Origin of the sequence: Natrialba magadii ATCC 43099, assembly GCF_000025625.1 — an archaeon.
Taxonomy (GTDB): domain Archaea; phylum Halobacteriota; class Halobacteria; order Halobacteriales; family Natrialbaceae; genus Natrialba; species Natrialba magadii.
On sequence record NC_013922.1, the window covers coordinates 589,346 to 612,669 of the forward strand.

Below are 23,324 nucleotides of genomic sequence, written 5' to 3' on the forward strand. Positions count from 1 at the left end.
CATACCGGGCACTCCGTTCACGAGTATGCGAGATGCCTACCTCGTCGGTGCGGGGCAGTCGGCCTACGGGGCTTTTCCATCCGAGAGCTACCGCTCATTGTTCCGAACGGCGTTCGAAGACGCAGTAGCGAGCGTTCCGAACGGAGTCGAGACGGACGACGTCGACGAAGCCTTCATCGGCACGCTCGGCGTCGGTGGCCGCCAGCTCGGACTCTCGGGGCCGGCAGTAACCGAACACGTCGGTCTCGATGGCGTTCCGTGCACGCGCGTCGAAAACGCCTGCGCAGCGAGTGGCTTTGCGACTCGCCAGGCCGTCCAGGCAGTCAAGTCCGGCATGGCGGACGTCGTCCTCGCGGGCGGCTTCGAGATCATGACTGACATGAGTTCGGACGCGACGAAATACTGGCTCGGCGTCTCCGGTGAAACCGAGTGGGAGCGCCTCTCTGGCACCACCTTTTCCGGGGTGTACGCCCAGATGGCAAGCGCCCACATGGAGGAGTACGGCACCACGCGCGAACAGCTCTCGCGCGTCGCCGTCAAGAACCACGCCAACGGCGCGAAGAACCCGCACGCGCAACTGGGATTCGAGTGTTCACTCGAGGACGCCCAGTCGGCACCGGTCGTCGCGGATCCGCTCAATCTCTATCACTGCTGTCCGACCTCCGACGGCGCGGCCTGTGCACTGATCGTCAGCGAGGATGTCGTCGACGACTATACGGACGATCCGATCCGCGTCGCCGGCGTCGGTGCTGGCAGCGACAGTGTTGGCCTCTTCCAGCGCGATTCCTACACGGGCGTCCCGGCGAGCCAGCGTGCCGCCGAGACGGCCTACGAGATGGCCGACATCGGCCCCGAGGAACTCGATTTCGCGGAGGTCCACGACTGCTTTGCAATCGCCGAACTGCTGGCCTACGAGGATCTCGGCTTCTGTGAGAAGGGCGAGGCTGGCGAGTTCATTGAATCCGGCGCGACCGAACTCGGCGGTGATCTCCCCGTCAATACATCGGGCGGGCTCAAGTCGAAGGGCCACCCGATCGGCGCAACCGGTTCCGGTCAGGTCGTCGAGGCGTTCAAACAGCTCTCGGGCAAGGCCGGCGATCGACAGGTCGAGAACCCCACCCGTGGGCTCACCCACAACGTTGGGGGCAGCGGCGGTGCATCTGTCATTCATATTTTCGAGAAGGAAACGGAGGTGAGCGCCTGATGGTCGCTATTACTGCTGTCGGCGCGTACGCACCGCGATTCCGTATTATGGCCGAAGAATTCGCAGACGCCTGGGGTCACTTCCAGGCCTCCGGTATCTCCGAGAAGGCCGTTCCCGCAGCCGACGAGGATGCTCTGACGATGGGCTACGAGGCCGCGACGCGTGCACTCGAGTCAGCCGACCTTACTGGCGAGGCTATCGACTGGCTCGGCTTCGCATCCTCTCGCCCACCGCTCGCAGAGGAGGACTTGACGGCCCGTCTGGGCGCGATGCTCGCCGTCAGCGAGGCGGCTACCCGTCACGTCTTCACCGGCAGCACGCGAGCCGGCACCCGCGCGCTCTGGGCCGGCATAGACGCCGTCGCTGCTGACGAGACCACGACGGGGCTCGTCGTCGCCGCCGACGCACCGGTCGGTGAACCCGACAGCGAACTCGACCACGCCGCCGGCGCAGGCAGCGCTGCGTTCGTCCTCGAATCGAGCGGTCCCGCCAACATCGTCGACCGCGCCGAGTACTCCCGCCCCTACCCCGGCACCCGCTTCCGGAACACCGGCGAGGAGGAGACTCAGGGCCTCGGCGTCACCCAGTACGACCGCCAGGCGTTCACCGAAACCATCGCTGGCGCTGTGGCTGCACTCGAGTCCAATTCCAACGACGACCTCGAGCCAGCGGCCGCTGCTATCCAGGCACCGAACGGGAAACTCCCCTACCGCGCCGCCGGCGCGGCCGGCGTGGGCACCGACGAGATCCAGGCCGCTGCAACGGTTCACGACCTTGGCGACCTCGGTGCCGCGAGCGTCCCCGTCTCGCTCGCCAGCGCGCTCGCAGAGGGTCACGAGTCGATTCTGGGCGTCTCATTCGGTAGTGGAGCCGGTGCTGACGCGCTGGTACTCGAGTGCAGTGGGAGCGTTCCGGCACAGGTTGACTTGGATGGAGATAGCGAAGACGACGAGCAGACACTCTCGTACGCCGAGTACCTCCGCCAGCGCAGCGTCGTCACGGCAGGACCACCGTCGGGCGGCGGTGCGTACGTCAGCGTTCCGTCGTGGCGGCGGTCGATCCCACAGCGGTACCGACTCGAGGCGGGCCGCTGTCCGGAGTGTGGCGCGCTCGCGTTCCCGCCGGAGGGTGCCTGTGATGAGTGTGGGTCGCTTGCCGAGTACGAGGCAGTCGAACTCGCAGATACGGGTCGAATTGAGGCTGTGACGACGATTTCACAGGGTGGTGCGCCGCCGGAGTTCGCGCCACAGCAGTCGCAAGCGGGAGATTACGCGGCGGCGATCGTCGAACTTCCGGTTGCAGAGAGTTCGAGAACGGAGACAGGTGAGGGGACCGTGAGCCTCCCTGCGATGGGGACCGACGCTGCACCTGACGCCTTTGCAGTCGACGATGAAATCGAGACGACAATTCGGCGAATCTACACGCAGGAGGGCGTGACGCGGTACGGATTCAAAGTTCGACCAGCCACGTAACGAAGGCTGTCAGCGTTAGCACCTCGCGTTGTGAATGAACGCGAACGCTTTTGTCCAGGGGTCAAACGGCTATTACGAACTCCGTGCGGAAAGCGGTCGAAAAACCGACTGAGCCGGAGTTTGAACGGGCTAAACCATGATTCGACGATCGATCACCGGGGCCCGTTACACCGATCCGTATACGTCGTGATTCGGGGTCGACAGCTCAGTTTGCTTGCGCAGGTGTCTCCGCTTCGATGGCTGCCGGACCGTCCGGCGTGAGCAACACCTCGAACGCCCGATCTTCCAGATCTGCCGGCGGTTCGAGGTAGCCGGTCGCAAACGCCGTGTACGGTGTCGCGAGTTCGAGGGTGACGTCTACGGCGGCGACGACCGTCTCCTGATCGCCCGCCGGGGAGATTTCGAGTGTGTAATCGCCAGCAGGTACGGCAATGTAATCAGACGCCTCGCCGAAGGCGACGTTCTCGAAAAGCGGCTGGCCGGCAGCGCTGACGTCGACAGCCGGGGCGTCCGGTGACGCGTGGACGAGCCGTACCACAGCGGAGCCGGCGTCGGTCAATACGAGGACCTCGAACGTGTTGGCCTCGAGTTCACCGATGGCGGCGAGCGTATAGAAGGCGTCCTCGACGCTCACCTGCTCGTCGTAGACGATCGCGTCCGGATCGTCAGCTGCCGTAATCTGGACGCGATAGGTGCCCGGCTCGAGCTCGAGATACGGCGAAATATCGCCGTAAGGGACGTCTGCGAGTACCCGTTGGTCGTCGACGAATACGTCTACGTTCGGCGCGTCCGGAGAGAGGTGAGCGACGCGGACACCGCCTGTTGGCGGTTCCATCGGTGGCTCGTCGTTTTTCTTCTTCTCGTCTGGTTTCTCGTTCCGTTTCTTCTCGCGTTCGTCGTCTTCGTGCTCGCCGCGTGCATACACCGTCCCAGGGATCGCTGCGAGACCACTTGCGACACCAACACTTTTGATCGCCGTTCGTCTGGTCGGAGACATTGCACCTGCAGGCTCGAGAAAGACGGATAAATAGGGTGTAGTCAGTACGACTGATTGAATTCGAGGTTGTACAGCTCGGCGAGTCGTAGCTGACGCCTACCGACTGTCCAGATTGCTGTAACTCTGTATCGGTGCAATGCAGAACGATCGCGGTATTGCAGCAGAAACGGAAAACGGTTCGTACGCACAGTGAATCAAAGATGGTCCCCTGGCCAGCGTCCCCCTCAAACCATAGTAACAACTGAAACTGTTTGCACACCAATCGCACTTCCGCGGTTCTCACTCGTTCCACTCGCTCCGAACCGCGCTGCCTCCGTGCGGCTTGGTGTGCACTGACTGTCAGTGGTTACCATAGCTTACCCATTTCCATACAGCTATCCCTGACAGCTCTCGTCCCTGCGAGTAACGTTGTTTCCGTCAGGACGCAACGCTCAGGAGGACGCTATCAGCTGCTGTGCGTCCGCTTTTGTCGTCTGTGGGTAGTGACCGCTGACACTGACTGCCCGCAGTGTGGTAGAAGGGAGGGGGTGGGAGTGAATTCCAACTCGAGATTTGAGGAGAGAAAGGGAGAGAAAGAGAAGGAGAAGGAAAGTGACTGGAGTGAACGACTAGTCCGCGTTGAGCGGTGGCTTGGCGGAACGGGCTTCATCGGAGGCGTCGGCCGGCGTGTTGACGAACATCGCGTGGCCGATGATCCCCATCGCGGTGAATGCGCCGATCGGGACGGCTGCGGTCAACGAAACGCCGACGAACGTCAGGGCTGCGGTGATTCCAAGCAGTGCGACTGGGATGAGGCCAAGAACAATGTCGTAATATCCAGTCATAATCTATCCAATAGTACGTGAAATGCGTATATAAGTGTTTCCCATAATCGCTTGATATTGGACCGGTTTCTAATCCATATTTGGGGTGCTGGATACTCATAACTTATGAGTTGCTTATCAGAGAGCAGATATGGATAAGAATAATCATGCGATAGCAGAGAGATTCTTCGGTGAGGCACTGAAACGAGATATCACGACGAAAAAACGCACGAGGAGAGGACTGTGTTTAGTGTTGGCACTAGTCATAGAAACGATTGAAGGGATAGTTCAGAATATGAGACTGCTACCAGCGCCAGAATAGTGTTTACCATCTATGATATGTTTGATGCCGGAGATGACAGAGGATCGAAACGCTATCGTCGGGTGATCACAGCATACCCGACACGCCAGCCGACGAGGGCGACCAGTCCGAAACCGGTGATGACAAGGCCGAACGGCCAGGCAGCCGAGCCATCGAGAAACGGCGATACACGGAGTGACAGTCCGATATTCGCCGCTGCGATCCAGGTCAGTGCCGTCAGTCGCGCCGTTCCGATCACCGACGCCGTACTGTTACGAGTGTACAACCCCGACAACGCCGTCATCGCGACCCAGCCGAGCAGGAACGGGGCCAACGCCTCGAGCAGGGCGGGAATGCCGTCGACCAGCCCGTGTGAGTACTGACCGTACAGGATCAACGCCGTCAACAGAGCAATGTCGACGGTACCGACCAGCAGCGTTTCGCGATCGAAGACCGATGTGCGCTCATCCGCCTGCACTGCAGTGTCCATACGCGCTGGTCGGGACCGTATCCCTATTGGTGTCCCGATTTCAGCCGCAGCATCGGCTCGTCACGAAGCCGGCTCGACGCAGGAATTGACAGGGGAGGAGGAACCCGGCGACTGGCATCGCCGAGTTGCCGCATGTCGTCCCAACGGACGAAGCGTCTCCGTGCGAGGGCGTCCTCGCACGTCTCCTCGAACACACGAATGGAGCTTTGTTATCGGGTCCATTCACTGACCGCCCATCGGTTCGGAAACCTACCTGTCCGGTATATGCTGTCCATACCGACTCGAGTGCCTGCCGTATGGAGTCCCAAACCGGGACACTGCGTGATCAACTGGCCTCTTGTTCAGGTACCGTCCCAGCTGCTACCGCACAGCCATATACATTACCGTGCTCTTGATCCACTACTGCCGTCCTCACGACGCAAGTACCCGATCGTCCCTGGATCGAAGTAATAGCGCGAGCCGCAGTTTCCACAGTCCGCAGACAGGGCCTGGCCGTGCTGGTGGAGTTTCCAGAGTTTCGTTTGATTGCGTTCGATATCGAGTGTCACCGACTGGTCACAGTTCGGCACGGTACACGGGAACCGGACGTACCAGTTCGGCACCGAGAGCGCGCCGAGCGGGGCGAGTTCGCTCCGGAGTCGACACAGCAGATTGAAAATCGTCACCGAGGGGTTCTCGCGGTCGATCACGACGCCTTCGACATCGCTGATGAAGCCACCACGGCGACACTCGTCATCGTACAGCGGCAACACGGGGATTCCCTTCGCGAGGGCGTAACCGATCTCCTGGTTGATCCACTGGCTGGTCGTCGCTCGCTTGGTGAGCACCGCGACGACCACGTCGCTGTTCGCCAATCGGCCCTCGAGACGCGCTCGTGAGCCGCCGGATTCGACCTCCTCGAGCGCGATGTGGACACCAAAGGGGAAGTTCTTCACCGTCGAGAACAGATCCTGGACGAGCTCGAGATCACCTGGCGCGTGCGAGACGAAGACCTGTTCTCCGGACATACGTTCTCGTCGAGATGATGGTTCGTGAGCTATTATGAAGGTACCTACTCTCGACAGGAGCACACGGCGGCCGCTGCAGACGCTATGCCTGCGAAATCGTCTCGAGTACCCGCTGTGAGAATTCGACCTGCGAGAGGTCGTCCGAGAGCCGCTCGAACCACGCAGCTTCGACGTGCCAGCTTCCACGACGAACTCCATCAGTCGTCAGCGACGTCACCTCGAGTCGTCCCGGCTGCCACTCGCGCTCCTCGGCGACCGCCAGCAGTGTCCGGAGTACTGCACCGACCTCGTTGCTCGTCACACCCGGTGCCTCCGAGACGGTTTCGTACTCGAGTACGATCGGAGCCAGTTGCTCGTCGCCGGTGGTCTCGCTCTCGTGTCGGTTTCCGTCCACGTTCGCGTCTCCGTCCCCATCCTCATCCTCAGCCTCATCCCCATCTCTGTCCCCCTGTTCGAGTTCGAACGCCGTCACGTAGATGCCGTGGCTCATGAGCCGATTCTCGAGTGCGACAGCCACGGGCCGCTCGTCGCTCATACGAGATGTGTTGTCGTGTTGTGAGAAAAGGTGTTTGGTCGGGTGTCTACTGTGCCGGCATTGTGAACACCCGTGGTGAGAAATCGCGGGAACGGCCGAGCAAAAGCCCGCTCAGAGCGGGTCGACCAGATCCTCAAGTGCAGCCGTCGGATCGTCAGCCTTCGCGACGCCGCTTGCGAGCAGGACGCCCTCGGAGCCGAGGTCGCTGGCAGCGACCACGTCGTCGCCCGTGCTGATACCCGCACCGCAGAGCACGGACACATCGTTATCGACGCTCTCGGCTGCATCCACGGCGTCCTCGACGATATCCGGATCAGCCTGGCTGACCGGCGTTCCCGTCCCGATCAGTGCTGGCGGTTCGACGGCGACGGCATCCGGTCCGAGCGCCGCGGCCGCGCCGATCTGTGCTGGGTTGTTCGCACAGACGACCGTCTCGAGTCCGGCGCGCTCCGCTGCCTGCACCGAGCCGTCGATATCGGCGAGTTTCAGGCGCTGCTCGGAGTGGTTGATCAGGGTGCCGACTGCACCTGCGTTGGCGACGGACTCCGCAAGCGTGTGTCCGGTGTTGCTCCCGTGTTCGATCGGATCGACGTGCTGTGCCCAGGTCTCTGCGCCGGTGTCGGCGACGCGTTCGAGGTGTGCTGCCTGCGGCGCGACGGCGAGGCGAGCGTCGGTAGTCTCGTTAACATCGCGGACGGCCTCCGCGACGGCGACTGGATCACACGGATACGTCTTCAGGTTGACGAGGACGAACATCGCTATAGGAGAGAGGCCCGTCCCGCGAAAGAAATAGCTTGCGAGTCAGCGCGCCATGTCGTGCCACGACCGCCACGTGGGATGCGGGGGCAGACAGCGGCTCGTACTCGAGTGGCACAGACGACGCGCTCGCATCGCAATCGGGTGTGTCTCCCGTTGCTCCCAGCTTACTTCGACGCGAGCGGCGCTCAGTCCTTGCGCTTGACGACGTCACCGAGCGTGTAACTGCCCGACGAGGAGCCGCCGGACCACTCGGAGTCGTCGCCCGAACTTCCCTCTGCGCTCAGGTCGATCTCGAGGAAGCGCTCGAGTTTCGACTGGACGCGATCGCTCGGCAGGGTATCGCCGCGTTCGATCTTTCGGATGAGACTCGACTTCTCGTTGAGCTCGTTGGCCAGATCGGACTGGCTGAGGCCCTTGTTTTCGCGTGCGGACCGGACGAGGTCGTCGTAATCGGGTGCGAGTTCGTCCATATCGTCGAACATATCGTTCCGACGTTGGGTACTCGAACTCGACGAAGACGAGCTACTTGCCCCACTCGAGCCGGCCGATTGGCCGCTCGAACTCGACGATGAGGACGAGGAACCGGTCGAGTACTTGGTGGACGTGCTCGAACTCGACGGCTGTCTGACTTCGGTGCCGAAGTCGGTACAGTTCGAACACACGTCTAACTTCGCGCCCTCGACCTTGATGGTCTTCGGAGACGACGTCTCGGCGCCACACATCTCGCACTGAACCATGCACGAATCTATATCGCGGCGAGTCATAAACCATGCGGCGCGTTGCTGTTCCGAAGACAGTCCCACACCAGCCTGAGACCGCTACTCGAGTGCCGACCAGGAGTAGAAAAAGCGCTGAAGCGCCGTCAGGTGACCGACGACGGCGAGGAAGACCAGTAGCCATCCGATCAGCGTTAGACCGGCGACCTCGCCCGAAACAGGATAGGCCAGAAAGCCGACGACACCGATGATGGCCAGCCGGTCCGCACGACCGACGAGACCGCCGTAGACCCGGTCGAGGCCGACAGCCTGGGCCTGGGTTCCGAGGTAGGAGGTCATCACGACGCCCGTAACGGCGAGGAAGCCGAGCAGGTAATCACCGATGCCGGCCGCCAGACCCGCGATGATGACGATGTCGGCGTACCGGTCGAGCACGTGGTCGAGCAGGTCGCCGCCCGCCGACGCAACCTCCTGCTCTCGCGCGAGTGCGCCGTCGACGATATCGAGCCAGCCGTTCAGGAAGACTAACGCGGCGGCGACGGCGTACCAGACGGGTGCTGCTCTCCCCCCGAGGAAGAACGCCCCTGCGGCCAGCACCGCCATCCCGAACGCGACGATACTCACGCCGTCGGGGCTCATCCCGATGCGGTCGAATCCCTTTACGAACGGATCCAGAAAGCGCGAGATGTATGGTCTGAACTTATCGAGTGTCATAGCAGGTACTCCGTAAAGTCGACCTCGCCAGCACTCGGCTCGCGCTCACCCGCAACGACGGCTGCGAGTTCGTCCGCGACAGCTTCTGGCTCGCGATCGGTCGTGTCGATTTCGTAGACGGACTCGAGTCCGTGCTGGTCGACGGCTTCGGAGAGGATTACGTCGAGGGCCTCGCTCTCAGCATTTTCGGCCGCCTTTCCTTCGGTTTCGCCGCGTTCGCGGAGTCGATCCGCAAGCTCTTCGGGGGCACACCGGAGGACGGCGACGCGGTCAGCGTCGAAGTGGTGTGCGAGGTGGGAGTCGACGACGAGGGTATCGGCGTCGTGGCCGTCGAGCCACGCTGCGAGCCCGTCCAGGTCGGCGACCTTGCTCTCGCGGTCGGGGTCGACCTCGGTGTAGAGGCCTTCTTCGGCGAGCACGTCGTTGAGGTGGACGACTTCGACCTCGCCGTGGTCGATGTCTTCACCGTCAGCGTTCGCGTCTTCGCTGTCCGCTTCACTCTCACCCTCATGCTCTCTGGCGAGCCGATCAGCCAGCAGTTCGGTCGCGGTCGTCTTCCCCGTTCCAGGGGTCCCGGTGACCGCGATTCTCACGTGTCGGACACCTCACGTTCGTGGTCGGCTGCGGGACCGGAATCAGAATTGGGATTGGGTTCGGAATCGGAATCGGAATCGGAATCGGAATCGAGATCCAGACCGAGATCCGCGAGCACCTCGTTGAGCGTCTCGATCGCGCGCTCGGTTTCGGCCTCGGTGCCGCAGGTGATGCGGATACAGCCGGGTAGCCCGAAGCTCGTACAGTCCCGGACGATGACGCCACGTTCCTGCATCGTCTCGGCGACCGTACTGGCGTCGCCCACAGCTGCGAGGGCGAAGTTCCCCTCGCTCTCCCAGACGTGCGCATCGATATCCTCACGCATGGCCGTGCGGGACTTGCGTGCCGTCTCGACGGTCCGCTCGACGTGTTTGTCGTCGCCGAAGGCGGCCAGCCCGGCCCGGCAGGCGAGTTCGCTCGCGGCGAAGGGCGTGTTCACGCGCGTGTAGGCGTCTGCCCACTCGTCGGGAACCACGGCGTAGCCGAGTCGGAGGCCGGCGAGGCCGTAGGCCTTCGAGAACGTCCGCAAGACGGCGATATCGTCCCGCGAATCGAAGCCGTCTCGGCCCTCGATAAGTGCGATGGCGCTCTCGACGTCGGCGAACTCGCCGTAGGCCTCGTCGACGACGACGAGCGTCTCCTCGTCGGTTTCGTCTGCCAGGCGCTCGATTTCGGCGAGGTCGATCGTCGACCCCGACGGGTTGTGCGGGCTGGTGAGATAGACGATCCGTTCGCCGTCGTAGTCCTCGAGAACTGCCTGTGCGGTCTGGGCGAATCCATCCTCGCGGTCGAGGCTGTACTCACTGACCTCGCCGTGGTGGAAGCGGGCGCTCATACCGTAGTAGGCGAATCCGGGCGTCGGAACGAGCACCTCGTCGCCGGGTTCGATGACGGCCCGTGAGAGGTAATCGAGTGCCCCGTCGCCACCGTTTGCCAGCCAGACCTGTGCGGGTGAGATGTCCCAGTGGTCGGCGACGGCTTCGGTGAGGTCAGTGTGTGTTGATTTCGGGTAGGAACTGACGGTCGAGGCTGCCTCGCGGATAGTCTCGACGGCGGCCGGCGAGGGTCCGTGCGGGTTCTCGTTCGAGGCGAGTTTGACGAACTCCGAGGGATCGCGCCCGAGTTCGCGGGCGACTTCCTCGATGCCCCGACCCGCCTCGTAGGCGACGTGATCGGACAGATCGCGCGGTTGCATACGCGAAGCCTGTTCGCCGTGGCTCTTAAGCGTGCTCACCTACCGTCGCCACGCCGCGTCTGTGTCACCCGCGCTAACTGCAGAAGCTGTAGGGTGCTACGATTCGAACAGCGTCTCGAGTCGCTCGAGCGTCTCCGCTCCCGCAGTATCCTTGTCGTATCGTACACCCAGGAATCGCGGGAATCGCAGTGCATAGCCCGACGAGTACGTCGGCGACGTCTGGATCTCCTCGTAGCCAACCTCGAAAACGACGGCCGGCTCGAGTTCGACCGCCGTTCCGTCCTCCGCGACGATGTGGGGTTCCAGCAGTTCCGTCAATTCCTCGAGTTTCTCGTCCGTGATGCCCGTCGCGACCTTGCCGACCGTTTCCAGGTCGTCGCCGTCGCGAACCGAGAGCTCGAACGTCCCGAGGAACGTCGCCCGCCGTCCCTCGCCCCACTCCGCACCGGTGACGACGCAGTCGAGCGTCTCGACGTCCGGTTTGCGCTTCTGCCAGTTCTTTCCGCGCCGGCCCGGCGAGTACGCTGAATCGGGGTTCTTGAGCATTATCCCCTCGTGGCCGGCCTCGAGTGCGTCCGCGTCGACGGCCTCGATTTCGTCAGGGTTGTCGGTGACCCACAGCAGCGAGAAGCCGTCGATCTCTTCGGGTTCTTGCTGGGGGCCCATCGCGAGCACCGACTCGAGTTGGTTGTGTCGCTCGACCAGTGGCTCCTCGAGGAGGTCGTCGCCGTCGGCGTGGAGACAGTCGAAGAAGACTGGGCGAACAGAGACGTTTTCGCGGGCTTTCGCCACGTCGTGCTTGCGCCGGAAGCGCTTGAGCACCTCCTGAAACGGCAAGGGGTTGCCATCGTCGTCAATCGCGACGACCTCGCCGTCCAGAATCGCGGGGCCGTCGAGGTGTTCGTCGGCAAACTCGACGACCTCCGGGAGTGCGTCGGTGACCGCTTCCATGTTCCGGGAGAAAACGTGCGTCTCGCCGTTGCTGTCGCCGTCTGGACCGCCAGGGCCTGCTGGATCGTAGTGTAACTGGATTCGCGCCCCGTCGTACTTCCACTCGACCGCAGCCTCGTCCCACTCCTCGAGTGCATCCGTAACCGTCCCCGCCTGCGCGAGCATGGCCTGGACTGGGCGACCGATCTCGAGGTCGATCTCGTCGAGTCCGTCGACGCCGTCCTCGCGGGCGGTTTCCGCGACCTGGCCGTAGTCGTTCGAGACCTGGAGTGCGCGTTCGACCGGCTCTTGGGGAACCTCGAAGGCCTCGGCGATGGCGTCCCGGACGGTACCCTCGCCGACGCCGATGCGCATTTCGGAGAGGACGAGGCGAGCGAGGTAGCGCGCTTCGTCGCTCGAGCAGCGGTTGAACAGCCCGAAGAGGAGGTCGACCTTCCGGTCTTGGCTGCCCGAGCCTTCGGCGGCCGCGAGGTCGGTAAGGGTGTCGTTTATTTCGCGGACGGTGAGGTCGCCGGTGCCGTTGCTGCTGTTGCTGTCGTTGCTGCTGTTGCTGTCGTTGCCGCTGTTGCTGCCGTTGCCGCCGTTGTTGCGGTCGTCCTGGTCGTCATTGTTGTCGACAGCACCACCAGCGCCACTGCCACCGCCGCTCATGAACGCACCCAACCCCTGCTGGCCGCCGAAGTCGTAGCTCGCCGCCACCGCACCGATTTCGCCGCGGTCGGCGAGTCGCTCCTCCACGTCGTCTGCGTCGACGTTCGTCCCCGCTGCACGGGCGATAGCCTCGTAGCAGGTGTTTGGCCCGATATCGAGCGTGGTCGAGTCCCAGGCTGGGAAGACCCGGCCCTGGACGAACCGGGCGACGATTGGGAGATCGTCGCCGGCCTCTGCGAGCAGGTCGCGGACGTGGGCAACGATCTCGAGATCCGCGGATTCGGCCTCGATCGTGGCGGCGCGGTCTGCGAACGTGGCGAACTCCATCGGCGGTGTCTATCGCCGGGGAGGCTAAAACGGTTCTGAGACCGGGCGACTGAGACAGCTTTCTGGAAGAGCTATCGCTCGAGTGCGTGTAACGTGCCGTCGAAACTACCGACGACAACCAGTTCGTCACTAATCGCTGGCGTCGACCCGACCTCGTCGTCGGTCTGGTATGACCAGCGTTCGCTTCCGTCAGCCGCGTCGACTGCGTATAGCGAGTTGTCAGCGGATCCGACGTAGACGATTCCGTCGGCGGACGAGGGCGAGAAGACGAGTCCATCTGTGTCGAACGTCCACTCCTCGGTTCCGTCGCTGGCATCGACGGCATATAGTTTGCCATCGCCACTGCCGACGTACACCGTCCCGTCAGCGACAGTGGGATTTGAATTGGTACCCCCGTTCGTCTCGAACGACCACAATTCTTCACCGTGGGTATCGACCGCGGAGAGGACGCCGTCGGAATTCGCGATATAGATCGTTCCATTGACGACGGTCGGATCAGAGACAATTGAGCTCTCGGTTTCGAACGCCCACTCTTCAGTCCCATCTGCAGCGTTGAGGGCGTATAGCGAGTTATCACGACTGCCGGCGTAGACTGTCCCGTCGTCGACTGCGGGAGAGGTCTGGACGCTGTCTCCCGTTTCGAACGCCCACTCTTCCGTTCCGTCTCGGGAATCAAGTGCGTACACGAACGAGTCGTTACAACCGACGTATACGGTCTCTGCTGCGAGTGCTGGTGAGGAGAGAACGGGTAACTGTGGAATATTTGGACGGAATGACCAGTTCTTGGTTCCGTCCAGATGAAACCCATAGACTGTGTCCAACACGCCGGTCTGACCAGTACTTCCAATGTACAAACCGTCGTCGCTTACCGCCGGTGTCACCCGGACCACGTCGTCCATTTGTGGTCCAGTGTTCCATACTCTTTCGCCAGTATTTAACTCAAATACGTGGACACCACCCCCTTGGCTTCCGACATATATTCGTTCATCCGAAACTATTGGGAAAATCCTGATATCGGATCCTAATTGGCTTGTCCATCGTATGCGACCGCTATTTATTAACCCAGTACACCCAGATAAAGTGATAGTTATAATGGCCGATGATAAGTAGGTCCTGCGATCATATTTCATTGTATAATTTTATGGGCGTGGCAAATAAATATCTTATGATTCGGCCATAAGGTAAAGTATGCTACCTATGTTCCATTTGTGTGTGGGTCCTAAACATCAACTGATTGATAAGCACCAGTCCGATCAATCAGGTCAGTTGTGGACCATTTTGCAATAGTTGACGAATGCTCACAAGGGCATGCTTCATCATAATACTCTAAGTGCCCCCACTCAAATCGTGCGCGGGTCCTAACTTCTCTATAATATCCATGTCCAGCATGGTTATCAACGGTGATCCTAGCAGAAGCTACATCATCTGGGTGGGCTGGGAAATAATTACTTCCTGTATTATCACTGGCGTAACTATCGAGCGGGATATCCCAATACCATTCTTGCTCGTCACCAGACCCTTCTTCTGAAACATCTGGTCCAGAGCTACTTCCAGACCCGTCTGCAATCGCATAATCAATTACTGTGCTCCCGATTGAACCCCATTTACCCCCAACTGTTCCAGCAATATCTAACACAGTACCTAGGAAATTTGGATCCGGATCCTCACTAGAATCCTTTGGTCTGGGATGGCGAAATTCTAACTCATTAAGTTCGGAGTCATTATCATCAGAATGACCGGCCCAGAACTCAACATTCGTCTGATATGGAACACCTTCATCTTGGTCGCAAGATTCAACATAAGGATCCGGTGTGTCTTCGAAATATAATTGCATATACCAGCGTTTAGTATTGGCAAAAGCGATTTCATGCTCTGATGTTAGTAAGTCCCCATCAGAATCATATCGACGATCTGCAAGGGTTGCATACTGACATTCCCATTCCATTGTACGACTACTTTCATCGCACCGTGAGGGATATGCATGTAAGTCAGATGACTCAGGTGAGAGGTTCCGCATGACAACTCCCGCTTCTGAGTCTGCATCTGTTACCCTAGAACCTGAATCAATGGAGCGATTATACTCCTTTTCCGATTCCATATCCCTTGTCGGAATGTTCCGGATACTATTACTAGTTGGAACCCCTGTATTTGGGACAGTAATTTCAGAAAATCCTGTAACAATTTCACGACGTGTTTCTGGTTTTAGCGCGCTTTCGACGTCATCTGCGGAAACCCCTTCTGATACAGGGTTCAAAGAAAATGCTAATGGTCCGTACTCTGCAGAGGGCCGTCTTAGCGTACCCGTGATACGATTATTGATGATGTCAATCCTTCCTTTTAATGGAAGTTCCACATCATCATGAGTAACAGTATATTGTGGATCAGTCTTTGAGAACGTGTATACATCAACTGAATCATTGTTGCTGTCACTAGATAGCCGGTTGTCAGAGCCTACCTCAATCGTGAACCCTGCAGCGGAGAGAGTCCCCTTAATCCCGTCAGAGTTAATATATAGAGTTGCGGTTGCATCATCCTGCACTTTGTCTGTAACTGGGTCATACGTTTTCCCGACAAACTGAAGGGAACCATCAGCGGCAACAGTTCCGATGCCAGTGACCGTTGCGGAGCTACTAGCCGCAAAAACGCTCCCAAGAACGCTTCGTCTACTGAAATTAGAGGTTTTATCCTCGTTGTCAGGCTGTTTCATAGCCAACTGATAATTCGACCAAGAGTTATTAAAACTTTTTGATAGTTCTAGATACTAATATAACCTCCGAAGATTATAGTATATTTTCATGGTACAATATCATAGACGATCTATAAAGAAGCAAAATGCCATGTATATTTTCTAACGGGCAGAAAGGTTCAAAGAGGACCTTTAAACCAGTCGCGCACCCACACCGACGTATGCCATCAGGGGACCTCGCAGCGCGGGTCACAGACGTGTTGTCGGTCGACGCCGACGGCTACCGCGAGCACGCCGAGGCCGACGCCGAAGTCATCAAAGACGCCATCGAGGACGGCGTCTTCGACAATCCACAGGCCATCGTCGGACTCGAGTACGAGTTCTACGCGATCAAGGACGACGACGCCACGCTGCGGCGGGTGCCGCGGCGGCTACTCGAGTTGATCGGTTTCGAGAAGGAACTCGGGCTGCACAACGCGGAGATGACGACGAGTCCGCAGCCGCTGAACGGCCACGGGCTGGCGGCCCAGGAGTCGGAGGTCAAAGCGCGTCTGCAGACGGCGCTGAACGTGACCCAGTCTGAACGCATGCGACTGGTCAGCGACGGACTCTGGACGATTCCCCCGGAGGGCGAGGACGCGACGACGTACCTCACGGACAGCGTCGAGCGCACCGTGGAGGACGAGGCTGCGGAGGGCGGCGAGCGATCCGTTCGCGTCGCAACGAACATGAGCGACTCGGCGCGCTATCATGCGATGGCCAACACGGATAGAGCCGACGTGGCCGGTATGCGAGTCGAGGCACCGAACGTCTCCTTGCAGGCCGATACGGTCATGCCCGAGAGTCTGATCACGTCGATTCAGCCCCACTATCAGGTGGCCCACGCCCCTGATCTGCCGACGTACTTCAACTACGCCGTCCGGACCGCTGCCCCGCTGCTCGCGCTCGGGGTGAACTCGCCGTTCTTCCCCGCCGACCTCTACGACGACGAGGCGACGGCCGAGGACGTGCTCGCGGATGGGTGGATGGAACACCGGATCAGCGTCTTCGAAACCGTGCTGAACGACCCGAACACGGGCGAGGGGAAGGTTCGATTCCCGCAGGATCTCGACTCCGTCGAGGAGGCCGTCGACCGCATTGCCACCGACGATACGATGGTTCCGATGCCCGTCGAGGCGGGCGAGCGCTTCGACGACCAGTTTCCCCACTTCCGTCGCAAGCACGGCACCTACTGGCGGTGGGTTCGGCCCGTGTTCGGCGGGCCGACGCGCTCGGCCGCGAACGCGCGCATCGAGTTTCGGCCGATTCCCGCCCAGCCAACCGTCCGGGACTCCGTCTCGTTCCTCGCGGCGTTCGCCGGCCTCCTCGAGAGTCTGGTTCGGCTCGAGCACCCTGTCCACGAACTCGACTGGCAGACTGCCCGCGAGAACTTCTACGCGGCCATGCGCGACGGGCTCGAGGCGGATATCGTCTGGATCACCAACGACGGCAAGGAGACGACGGACACGCTGGCGCTCTACGAGGATCTGCTGGCCCACGCCGAGGACGGGCTCACGAGTCGTGGTCTGACCGAGGAGCAGGCCGCGAAGTACCTCTACCCGCTGCGCCGGCGTGTGCGCCAGCAGTTGACGCCGGGCCGATGGAAGCGCGAACAGGTCCGTTCGGCAGTCGACGACGGCGCGGACCTGGAAACGGCGATCGAGACCATGCAACGAGCGTACGTTCGCCGCCAGCGCGAGACGCTGCTGGAAGGGAGTTTCGCTGACTGGATCGGCGACTGAGCGGCGTTTTCACAACTCAACGGTCACTGTCTCGCTTGCCGCTTCCCCCACGTCCGTGTACCGTCTCCCCGTAGCCCGTCCTATGTCGTCACAGTCACCACAACTCCCGCAACCGGGTCTCGGCACCTCCGGCCACGAAGGCGAGTCGTGTACCGACGCCGTCGTCACCGCACTCGAGTCCGGCTACCGTCACATCGACACCGCACAGATGTACGACAACGAGGAAGCCGTCGGTCGCGCGCTCGAACAGGCCGACATCGACCGCGAGGACGTCTTCCTCGCGACGAAGGTTCACCCGTCGAATCTGGCTGCGGAGGACGTACTCGAGTCCACCCGTGAAAGTCTCGACCGACTCGGCGTCGACACGGTCGACCTGCTCTACGTCCACTGGCCGATGGGGGAGTACGACGCCGAGGAGACGCTGCCGGCGTTCGACGAGGCCGTCGAGGTGGGACTGACGCGCCACGTTGGCGTGAGTAACTTCACGCCGGACCTTCTCGAGGAGGCCGTCTCCATGCTCGATGCTCCGGTCGTGGCTCACCAGATCGAACTCCATCCCGAACTGCAGCAGGACGAACTCGTTTCGCTCGGCCGCGAGCACGACATTCAGACGGTCGCGTACTGCCCGATCGCCAAGGCTGATGTCGCAGAGATCGGCGTTCTGCAAGAGATCGCCGACGACCATGACGCGACGCCGATTCAGGTCGCGCTGGCGTGGCACTACGACCGCGAGAGTGTCGTTCCGATTCCGAAGGGGACGGGCGAGCACATCCACGAGAACTACGAGGCGCGCGAGATCGAGTTGACGGACGACGACCGCGACCGGATCGACGACCTCGATGCGGGTGAGCGACTGGTCGATCCGGACGACGCGGCCTGGAATCGGTAGCGGCAGCGAGCGATCCGCTTTCTCGGAACGGACGGCCCACTAGTCTGGTAGCTCGTTCGCTGTTTCTGACAATTCGTGCGGTGTGGTACCACTCTCTGGGCCACAAGTGATTAAGTATTCTCAGGCGAGAGTCTGGAATATGGTTACCTTCCTCTCCGGGGGCACCGGGACGCCGAAGCTGTTAGACGGTGCTGGCGCCGCGTTCTCACCGGAGGAGACCACAATTGTCGCCAACACGGGCGACGATATCGAACTCGGCGGACTGTTCGTCTCGCCGGACGTCGATACGGTACTCTTTCAGGGTGGTGGGATCCTCGATCGTGACACGTGGTGGGGCATCGCAGGCGACACGCACCGAACGAACTCGGCGCTGATGGATATCGCGGCAGCAGCTGATCTCCCCGAGGGGCCACAGTATCTCCCCGCGGAGAAACAGACCGCCGGCCGTGAGCTCGCCAACTGGCGTCGCTTTTCGGGCGTCGCCGAATTCATGACGATCGGTGACCGCGACAGAGCTGTCCATCTCACGCGGACCAGCCTCCTCGATCAGGGCGAGACGCTGAGCGAGGCGATCGCCACACTCGCCGACGCGTTCGGACTCTCGGTCGATCTTCTCCCGATGAGCGACGACCCCGTCGCGACCCTGATTCACACGCCGGACGGAATGATGCACTTCCAGGAGTACTGGGTCGGCCACCGGGGCGAACCGACCGTCGAAACCGTCGAGTTCCGCGGCTCGTCCATGGCACAGCCGGCCCCCGGCGTGCTCGAGGCACTCGAGGACACCGTCGTTATCGGCCCCTCGAATCCGGTCACCAGTATCGGCCCGATGCTCGCGCTGCCGGGCTTTGCGGACGCACTCGCCCAGACGACGGTCGTGGCCGTCTCGCCGTTCCTCGGCGACGAGGCGTTCTCCGGTCCTGCGGGCGACCTGATGGAAGCGGTCAACGCCGAGCCGAGCACCGAGGGGCTCGCAGCCGCCTACCCGTTCGCAGACGCCTACGTCATCGACACGGACGACGACGCGGAGTTCGACCGGCCGACGATCCAGACCGATATCCGGATCGACGGCGAGGCCGATGCCGAACGAGTTATCCGCGCCATCGCCGAAGCGATCGATATCGTCAGCTAGGATGTTCTCCCCACCGCTCGCCCTCGCCAGTTTGAGCGGCGAATCCGACGCCGACTGGGCCCGTTCCGGTGCCGACTACGCCGGCTGTGCTTTCCTCGGCGGGATCGCCATCGACGACCGATCGAGAGCCGCCGCGCGCGAACTCGTCGCCCGCGACCGAACCGAGTTCCTCCCCGACGACCCCCTCACGTTCGTCGACCGCCAGCTTCAGGCACTCGAACCCGAGTCCACCCCGATCCAGCCGGCGGTCAACGTCCGCAGCGCGACCCGGGAACCGATCCGCGACGTGGCTCAGGTCTGTCACGAGCATGACGCACTGCTCGAAATCAACGCCCACTGCCGACAGGACGAACTGTGCGCCGTCGGCTGCGGTGAGACGCTCCTCGCGGACACGGATCGCCTGGCGGGCTACGTCGAAACGGCAGCCAGCACCAGCGCAGCCGTCGGTGTGAAGGTCCGCGCCGAAGTCCCCGGTGTCGAGTTGCCTGTGTTGGCGGGTGTACTCGAGTCTGCCGGTGCGTCGTTCGTCCACGTCGACGCGATGGATACGGAGTCGGTCATCGCCGAGATTGCGGACGCCACGGACCTCTTCGTAATCGCGAACAACGGCGTCCGTGACGAGGAGACGGTTCGGGAGTACGTCGAGTACGGTGCGGATGCGGTGAGTGTGGGTCGGCCGAGTGACAATCCTGTTGTACTCGAGCGGGTCCACGATGCGGTGGTGGCGCAGTTGGAGTCGTGATGGAACTCGGCTCTATCGCGGAGTGAGCACACGGTTTCTCGCCTCTGTCTATGTCCTCTTCTGTCTGCGCTCGGTTCCGTCTGTGTGCTCTCCTATCTGCTTCGATTTCGCCTGTGTGCTCTCGCATCACCCACATCTACAGCGAAACCACGAAAGGACTTTCCAGCAGGCACACCTCCACCCCGCTATGACCCTCGACGAACTCTCCGAGGAGATGCAGGAATCGTACAGCGAGGTTGGGGAGGAACTCACCGTCTCGCTCGACCGCGAGACGCGAAACGAACTCGCCATGCTCGAGACGGCACTCGAGCCGGACGAAACCGACGAACTCGTTCGCCGAGCGATTCACATGCTCTTTCAGTCGACCGTCGAGACGGGAACGATGGACTTCCACCTGCGCTCGGGCTTCGACGTAACCTACGACGAATATCTCTCGGGGATGACGTTCGACGAGATGACGGGTGCGAATCAGTATCCGACGATGGACGACGAGCGCCGGTATCAGTTCTGAGGGCGTTGCTGTTCCGTCGCTGACGAACTGCCACTTTCTGCCCTGGCGGCTGTTGCTGTTCTCCCTCTGACGGCCGTCACTGTCCCGACTGTCACCGCAACTCAGACGGTAACTAGTACGACTCGACGTTCCACGCCAGGAGAGAGACGGGTGATATTGACTATCGTATGTGTTATAATGTCACCTTATTCTTAGATCTAAATAATAGGTGCGCTTATTGCCCTCGACCACTCGGCTGTAGACATGGCAATCAGTCAGAGCGCGTCCGAAACGGCGTACCGCTGTCCAACGTGTACAGGCGACCTCGCCGTCCGATACGACTCCTTCGAGTGTACAGACTGCGGGTTCACGCCGCGTCACGGCTCGGACTAACTCGTCCTTTCATAGAACTCGTACCGACTCTAACATCTTTCAAACCCTGCCACGGGTGAGGCCGTGATTTTCCGCTGCAGTACGCCCGCAGAGTCGTCTTTGTATAGAATCGGTCTGCATTGGGAGAGTTGTCGCAATCGGCCGGTCAACCCTCGGTGACCAGTGAGTATAAGACTGTTAGTAGTAGGCGCACAGACAGTATACATGGGGTTAACTGCTGAATTCCGATTATTCTCAGAACACGATCCGCTGATTCAACTCGCCCGTGCGGTACCGGAGTGTACGATCACCGTTGAACACGACGAACAGACCGCTGCCGGACCGATCGTATTCGTCCTCCGCGTGGTCTGTCGATCGTTCGAGACGTTCGAGGAAACGCTCGAAAGCAAGCCTGCGGTCCTAGAATTCACCCCCATCAGCGAGGAGAGTTCGGTGCGTATCTACCACACTGTTTTCGAGAACCAATACTCCGAAGAGATCGATGAACTCCTGTTCAACAAAACGCTCATCGAGCGATGGTGGGTGACGAGCGATGGAGAACATCTCAAACAGCAGTTCGCCGATCGTGACGAACTTGCAGCCTATCGTGACAGTTGCCGGAAACTGGCCATGGATTTCCGACTCGACCGACTGTATGAATCGAGCGGCGACAACGATCGTCTCCCCGGCGTCTCCGAGAAGCAACATGAAGCACTCCGTGCAGCCTACGAGACGGGCTACTTCGATGTTCCTCGACAGGCATCGCTCAGGGACGTTGCTGACTCGCTCGATATCTCCCGATCAGCGCTTGCCGAACGACTCCACCGTGGCCAGGCACACGTTCTTGAGCACTATTTCTCAGACAACCCAGTTTAAAACCCGGACTATGTGGGTCTCCAGTGATCTGCACCCATCCCCTCAGTTCAGGTACACGCGATGGACGAATCAACGACGAATGAGTCTATTTCACAAGATCTTACGACAACGGGTACACCCTCGCAGAGTCAGTCGATTAACGTAACCGATGGTCAGTTGTTCAAGCCGCTGTTAGTCCTCTCAGCACCGATCGTTCTCGCAGAGGGGCTCGATATCGTCTATTTCCTGGTCGACCTCTACTGGATTGGTCATCTCGGAACCAATGCAGTGACGGCGATGTCCTACTCGTGGCCGATCGTCTACCTCGGAATGAGCATCGGACTCGGAGTAGTGACAGCGGGGACAGTTCTCGTCGCACGGCACAAAGGCGGCGGTCAATTACGTGCGGTCCGTTCGGTAGCTGGGGGAACCATCTCGTTCGTAACGATCCTTGCGCTGGTGCTTGCGGTCATCGGATACATCCTCGCGCCGCGGTTGCTCACGCTTGTCGGTGCAACTCCCGGTACGGAGCCATACACGCAGGCCGTCGGATACACGCGAATCACGTTTCTCGGTTTGGTCCCCATGTTCTGGTTCTTCGTCTTCAACGCGCTCTCTCGAGGATGGGGCGATACGAAAACCCCGCTGAAACTGATGGGGATCAGCGCATTCGTCAACATCCTCATCGATCCGTTCGTGATCCACGGATTCTCGGCGAACCCGCTCTTCGAGTGGGCCGGACGCCACTCGCTCGAGCACTCGCTGTACGCCTGGACCGGGTTCGCTGGCTACGGCATCGAGGGCGCTGCCATCGCAACGATCTTTGCCCGATCGATCGCCGCTGCATTCGGCCTGTATATCCTCTTCTCTGGCCGAATCGGGTTCGAGCTGACACTGGCATCGCTCCGACCGCGTCGCTCGACACTCGTCGAAATCCTCACGATCGCCTCACCGACAGCAATCGAGATGGGCGTTCGCGCCGGTGGCGTCGCAATCCTGACGGCAGTTCTCGCGATCGAAGGTGATGCTGCCGTCGCGGCGTACGGCATCTCTGAGTACCTCGTCGCGATCCTGTTTGTCATCTCGCTCGGGCTTGCGCGCGGGGTGGAGACGACCGTCGGACAGAATCTCGGTGCCGGCCAGCAACCCCGTGCCAAACGCGCAGTATACCTCTCTGCGGGGATGGCTAGTGTCCTGTTTGTCTGTATCGTCGCCGCTGCCTACCCGTTTGCCGAATCGATCGTGGGCGTGTTCCTGGGTGTCGAAGGCGGTGGCGTGGCTGCCGATACGATCAGAGAGAGCGGTGCATCCTTTGTCAGGATCGTCGGACCAGCACTGGTCTTCTTCGCCGTGTTCCAGGTAACTCTCGGCGCGTTCCGCGGAAGCGGAAACACGACACTCGCGATGCTCCTGGCCACGCTAGAGCTGTTCGTATTCCGCATCCCGTTGAGTTACGCCGCACTCGTCTGGTTTGGGGCCGGCATCACTGGCGTATGGTATGCGATTGCGTTGTCTTACATCATCTCGTCGGTGATCGCCGTCGTGTGGCTCGTCCGCGGAACGTGGATCCCGTCATCCTCACTGCCAACACAGCACTGACGCTATTATCAACAAATTTCCACCCCCTCAAAATGATTGACTCCTCTGTGTCAGGTGTGGCT

The 23,324-nt window shown here is 60.7% G+C and carries 23 protein-coding genes; 10 read left to right on the forward strand and 13 right to left on the reverse strand.

Going from position 1 to position 23,324, the window contains the following annotated elements:
• The first annotated feature begins 25 nt into the window (after nucleotides 1-25).
• Together NMAG_RS02800 and NMAG_RS02805 are read left to right on the forward strand one after the other, a co-directional pair.
• Entirely contained in the window at nucleotides 26-1,204 is a 1,179-nt protein-coding gene (locus NMAG_RS02800) for a thiolase domain-containing protein (protein WP_012996381.1), read from the forward strand.
• Nucleotides 1,204-2,676: a zinc ribbon domain-containing protein gene (locus NMAG_RS02805; RefSeq protein ID WP_012996382.1), complete on the forward strand. Its 1,473-nt coding sequence runs from the start codon at nucleotides 1,204-1,206 to the stop codon at nucleotides 2,674-2,676. Before NMAG_RS02800 ends, NMAG_RS02805 begins: the two co-directional genes overlap by 1 nt.
• A 205-nt stretch (nucleotides 2,677-2,881) precedes the next feature.
• Here NMAG_RS02805 and NMAG_RS02810 read toward each other — a convergent pair whose 3' ends face one another.
• The 13 genes from NMAG_RS02810 to NMAG_RS21435 all read right to left on the reverse strand — a co-directional run bounded on the left by NMAG_RS02810 (nucleotide 2,882) and on the right by NMAG_RS21435 (nucleotide 15,423).
• On the reverse strand, nucleotides 2,882-3,673 hold the full coding sequence (locus NMAG_RS02810) for a DUF4397 domain-containing protein (RefSeq protein ID WP_004216335.1): 792 nt from the start codon (nucleotides 3,671-3,673) through the stop codon (nucleotides 2,882-2,884).
• A 608-nt stretch (nucleotides 3,674-4,281) separates the two neighbouring features.
• Entirely contained in the window at nucleotides 4,282-4,497 is a 216-nt protein-coding gene (locus tag NMAG_RS02815) for a hypothetical protein (protein ID WP_004216336.1), read from the reverse strand.
• 353 nt (nucleotides 4,498-4,850) lie between these two features.
• Nucleotides 4,851-5,267 (reverse strand): DUF3054 domain-containing protein, encoded by a 417-nt coding sequence (locus tag NMAG_RS02820; RefSeq protein ID WP_004216337.1) that lies wholly within the window; start codon nucleotides 5,265-5,267, stop codon nucleotides 4,851-4,853.
• A gap of 380 nt (nucleotides 5,268-5,647) precedes the next feature.
• On the reverse strand, nucleotides 5,648-6,274 hold the full coding sequence (locus NMAG_RS02825; RefSeq protein ID WP_004216338.1) for a toll/interleukin-1 receptor domain-containing protein: 627 nt from the start codon (nucleotides 6,272-6,274) through the stop codon (nucleotides 5,648-5,650).
• Nucleotides 6,275-6,356: 82 nt separating this feature from the next.
• Complete coding sequence (locus NMAG_RS02830; RefSeq protein WP_004216339.1) at nucleotides 6,357-6,809, reverse strand: hypothetical protein; 453 nt, start codon at nucleotides 6,807-6,809, stop codon at nucleotides 6,357-6,359.
• Between the two features lie 111 nt (nucleotides 6,810-6,920).
• A complete protein-coding gene (tpiA, locus tag NMAG_RS02835; protein WP_004216340.1) occupies nucleotides 6,921-7,565 on the reverse strand; it encodes a triose-phosphate isomerase in 645 nt (214 codons plus the stop codon).
• A gap of 188 nt (nucleotides 7,566-7,753) precedes the next feature.
• On the reverse strand, nucleotides 7,754-8,305 hold the full coding sequence (locus NMAG_RS20790; protein WP_012996383.1) for a multiprotein bridging factor aMBF1: 552 nt from the start codon (nucleotides 8,303-8,305) through the stop codon (nucleotides 7,754-7,756).
• Nucleotides 8,306-8,386: 81 nt separating this feature from the next.
• A complete protein-coding gene (locus tag NMAG_RS02845; protein ID WP_004216342.1) occupies nucleotides 8,387-8,998 on the reverse strand; it encodes a CDP-alcohol phosphatidyltransferase family protein in 612 nt (203 codons plus the stop codon).
• Nucleotides 8,995-9,591 (reverse strand): adenylate kinase family protein, encoded by a 597-nt coding sequence (locus NMAG_RS02850; protein WP_004216343.1) that lies wholly within the window; start codon nucleotides 9,589-9,591, stop codon nucleotides 8,995-8,997. The genes NMAG_RS02845 and NMAG_RS02850 overlap by 4 nt, the downstream gene beginning before the upstream one ends.
• On the reverse strand, nucleotides 9,588-10,787 hold the full coding sequence (gene hisC / locus NMAG_RS02855; RefSeq protein ID WP_004216344.1) for a histidinol-phosphate transaminase: 1,200 nt from the start codon (nucleotides 10,785-10,787) through the stop codon (nucleotides 9,588-9,590). Before hisC ends, NMAG_RS02850 begins: the two co-directional genes overlap by 4 nt.
• Nucleotides 10,788-10,883: 96 nt before the next feature.
• Nucleotides 10,884-12,716: an ATP-dependent DNA ligase gene (locus NMAG_RS02860; RefSeq protein ID WP_004216345.1), complete on the reverse strand. Its 1,833-nt coding sequence runs from the start codon at nucleotides 12,714-12,716 to the stop codon at nucleotides 10,884-10,886.
• 71 nt (nucleotides 12,717-12,787) lie between these two features.
• Nucleotides 12,788-13,846, reverse strand: a complete 1,059-nt coding sequence (locus tag NMAG_RS22615) for an outer membrane protein assembly factor BamB family protein (protein WP_012996384.1) — start codon at nucleotides 13,844-13,846, stop codon at nucleotides 12,788-12,790.
• Between the two features lie 89 nt (nucleotides 13,847-13,935).
• Nucleotides 13,936-15,423 carry a hypothetical protein gene (locus NMAG_RS21435; RefSeq protein ID WP_012996385.1) on the reverse strand — a complete coding sequence of 496 codons (1,488 nt, stop codon included), beginning with the start codon at nucleotides 15,421-15,423 and terminating at the stop codon, nucleotides 13,936-13,938.
• A 200-nt stretch (nucleotides 15,424-15,623) separates the two neighbouring features.
• Between NMAG_RS21435 and NMAG_RS02870 the strand changes: the two genes are divergently transcribed.
• The 8 genes from NMAG_RS02870 (at nucleotide 15,624) to NMAG_RS02900 (ending at nucleotide 23,262) form a co-directional block, all read left to right on the forward strand.
• A complete protein-coding gene (locus NMAG_RS02870; RefSeq protein WP_004216347.1) occupies nucleotides 15,624-17,183 on the forward strand; it encodes a hypothetical protein in 1,560 nt (519 codons plus the stop codon).
• A gap of 82 nt (nucleotides 17,184-17,265) precedes the next feature.
• Nucleotides 17,266-18,072 carry an aldo/keto reductase gene (locus NMAG_RS02875; protein ID WP_004216348.1) on the forward strand — a complete coding sequence of 269 codons (807 nt, stop codon included), beginning with the start codon at nucleotides 17,266-17,268 and terminating at the stop codon, nucleotides 18,070-18,072.
• Between the two features lie 139 nt (nucleotides 18,073-18,211).
• Nucleotides 18,212-19,204 (forward strand): 2-phospho-L-lactate transferase, encoded by a 993-nt coding sequence (gene cofD / locus NMAG_RS02880; protein ID WP_004216349.1) that lies wholly within the window; start codon nucleotides 18,212-18,214, stop codon nucleotides 19,202-19,204.
• Nucleotide 19,205: 1 nt separating this feature from the next.
• A complete protein-coding gene (locus NMAG_RS02885) occupies nucleotides 19,206-19,946 on the forward strand; it encodes a tRNA-dihydrouridine synthase (RefSeq protein ID WP_004216350.1) in 741 nt (246 codons plus the stop codon).
• Nucleotides 19,947-20,133: 187 nt separating this feature from the next.
• Complete coding sequence (locus tag NMAG_RS02890) at nucleotides 20,134-20,457, forward strand: hypothetical protein (protein WP_004216351.1); 324 nt, start codon at nucleotides 20,134-20,136, stop codon at nucleotides 20,455-20,457.
• A 243-nt stretch (nucleotides 20,458-20,700) separates the two neighbouring features.
• Entirely contained in the window at nucleotides 20,701-20,829 is a 129-nt protein-coding gene (locus NMAG_RS22620) for a hypothetical protein (protein WP_004216352.1), read from the forward strand.
• Nucleotides 20,830-21,033: 204 nt separating this feature from the next.
• Nucleotides 21,034-21,684 (forward strand): helix-turn-helix domain-containing protein, encoded by a 651-nt coding sequence (locus NMAG_RS02895; protein WP_004216353.1) that lies wholly within the window; start codon nucleotides 21,034-21,036, stop codon nucleotides 21,682-21,684.
• Between the two features lie 60 nt (nucleotides 21,685-21,744).
• Nucleotides 21,745-23,262, forward strand: a complete 1,518-nt coding sequence (locus tag NMAG_RS02900) for an MATE family efflux transporter (protein ID WP_004216355.1) — start codon at nucleotides 21,745-21,747, stop codon at nucleotides 23,260-23,262.
• Nucleotides 23,263-23,324: the final 62 nt, after the last annotated feature.

Excerpts from the sequence above, each read along its gene's own strand:
- NMAG_RS02800 (WP_012996381.1), top strand. The coding sequence starts at position 26 with ATGCGAGATGCCTACCTCGTCGGTGCGGGGCAGTCGGCCTACGGGGCT.
- NMAG_RS02805 (WP_012996382.1), top strand. The coding sequence starts at position 1,204 with ATGGTCGCTATTACTGCTGTCGGCGCGTACGCACCGCGATTCCGTATT.
- NMAG_RS02810 (WP_004216335.1), bottom strand. The coding sequence starts at position 3,673 with ATGTCTCCGACCAGACGAACGGCGATCAAAAGTGTTGGTGTCGCAAGT.
- NMAG_RS02815 (WP_004216336.1), bottom strand. The coding sequence starts at position 4,497 with ATGACTGGATATTACGACATTGTTCTTGGCCTCATCCCAGTCGCACTG.
- NMAG_RS02820 (WP_004216337.1), bottom strand. The coding sequence starts at position 5,267 with ATGGACACTGCAGTGCAGGCGGATGAGCGCACATCGGTCTTCGATCGC.
- NMAG_RS02825 (WP_004216338.1), bottom strand. The coding sequence starts at position 6,274 with ATGTCCGGAGAACAGGTCTTCGTCTCGCACGCGCCAGGTGATCTCGAG.
- NMAG_RS02830 (WP_004216339.1), bottom strand. The coding sequence starts at position 6,809 with ATGAGCGACGAGCGGCCCGTGGCTGTCGCACTCGAGAATCGGCTCATG.
- tpiA (WP_004216340.1), bottom strand. The coding sequence starts at position 7,565 with ATGTTCGTCCTCGTCAACCTGAAGACGTATCCGTGTGATCCAGTCGCC.
- NMAG_RS20790 (WP_012996383.1), bottom strand. The coding sequence starts at position 8,305 with ATGGTTCAGTGCGAGATGTGTGGCGCCGAGACGTCGTCTCCGAAGACC.
- NMAG_RS02845 (WP_004216342.1), bottom strand. The coding sequence starts at position 8,998 with ATGACACTCGATAAGTTCAGACCATACATCTCGCGCTTTCTGGATCCG.
- hisC (WP_004216344.1), bottom strand. The coding sequence starts at position 10,787 with ATGCAACCGCGCGATCTGTCCGATCACGTCGCCTACGAGGCGGGTCGG.
- NMAG_RS02860 (WP_004216345.1), bottom strand. The coding sequence starts at position 12,716 with ATGGAGTTCGCCACGTTCGCAGACCGCGCCGCCACGATCGAGGCCGAA.
- NMAG_RS22615 (WP_012996384.1), bottom strand. The coding sequence starts at position 13,846 with ATGAAATATGATCGCAGGACCTACTTATCATCGGCCATTATAACTATC.
- NMAG_RS21435 (WP_012996385.1), bottom strand. The coding sequence starts at position 15,423 with ATGAAACAGCCTGACAACGAGGATAAAACCTCTAATTTCAGTAGACGA.
- NMAG_RS02870 (WP_004216347.1), top strand. The coding sequence starts at position 15,624 with ATGCCATCAGGGGACCTCGCAGCGCGGGTCACAGACGTGTTGTCGGTC.
- NMAG_RS02875 (WP_004216348.1), top strand. The coding sequence starts at position 17,266 with ATGTCGTCACAGTCACCACAACTCCCGCAACCGGGTCTCGGCACCTCC.
- cofD (WP_004216349.1), top strand. The coding sequence starts at position 18,212 with ATGGTTACCTTCCTCTCCGGGGGCACCGGGACGCCGAAGCTGTTAGAC.
- NMAG_RS02885 (WP_004216350.1), top strand. The coding sequence starts at position 19,206 with ATGTTCTCCCCACCGCTCGCCCTCGCCAGTTTGAGCGGCGAATCCGAC.
- NMAG_RS02890 (WP_004216351.1), top strand. The coding sequence starts at position 20,134 with ATGACCCTCGACGAACTCTCCGAGGAGATGCAGGAATCGTACAGCGAG.
- NMAG_RS22620 (WP_004216352.1), top strand. The coding sequence starts at position 20,701 with ATGGCAATCAGTCAGAGCGCGTCCGAAACGGCGTACCGCTGTCCAACG.
- NMAG_RS02895 (WP_004216353.1), top strand. The coding sequence starts at position 21,034 with ATGGGGTTAACTGCTGAATTCCGATTATTCTCAGAACACGATCCGCTG.
- NMAG_RS02900 (WP_004216355.1), top strand. The coding sequence starts at position 21,745 with ATGGACGAATCAACGACGAATGAGTCTATTTCACAAGATCTTACGACA.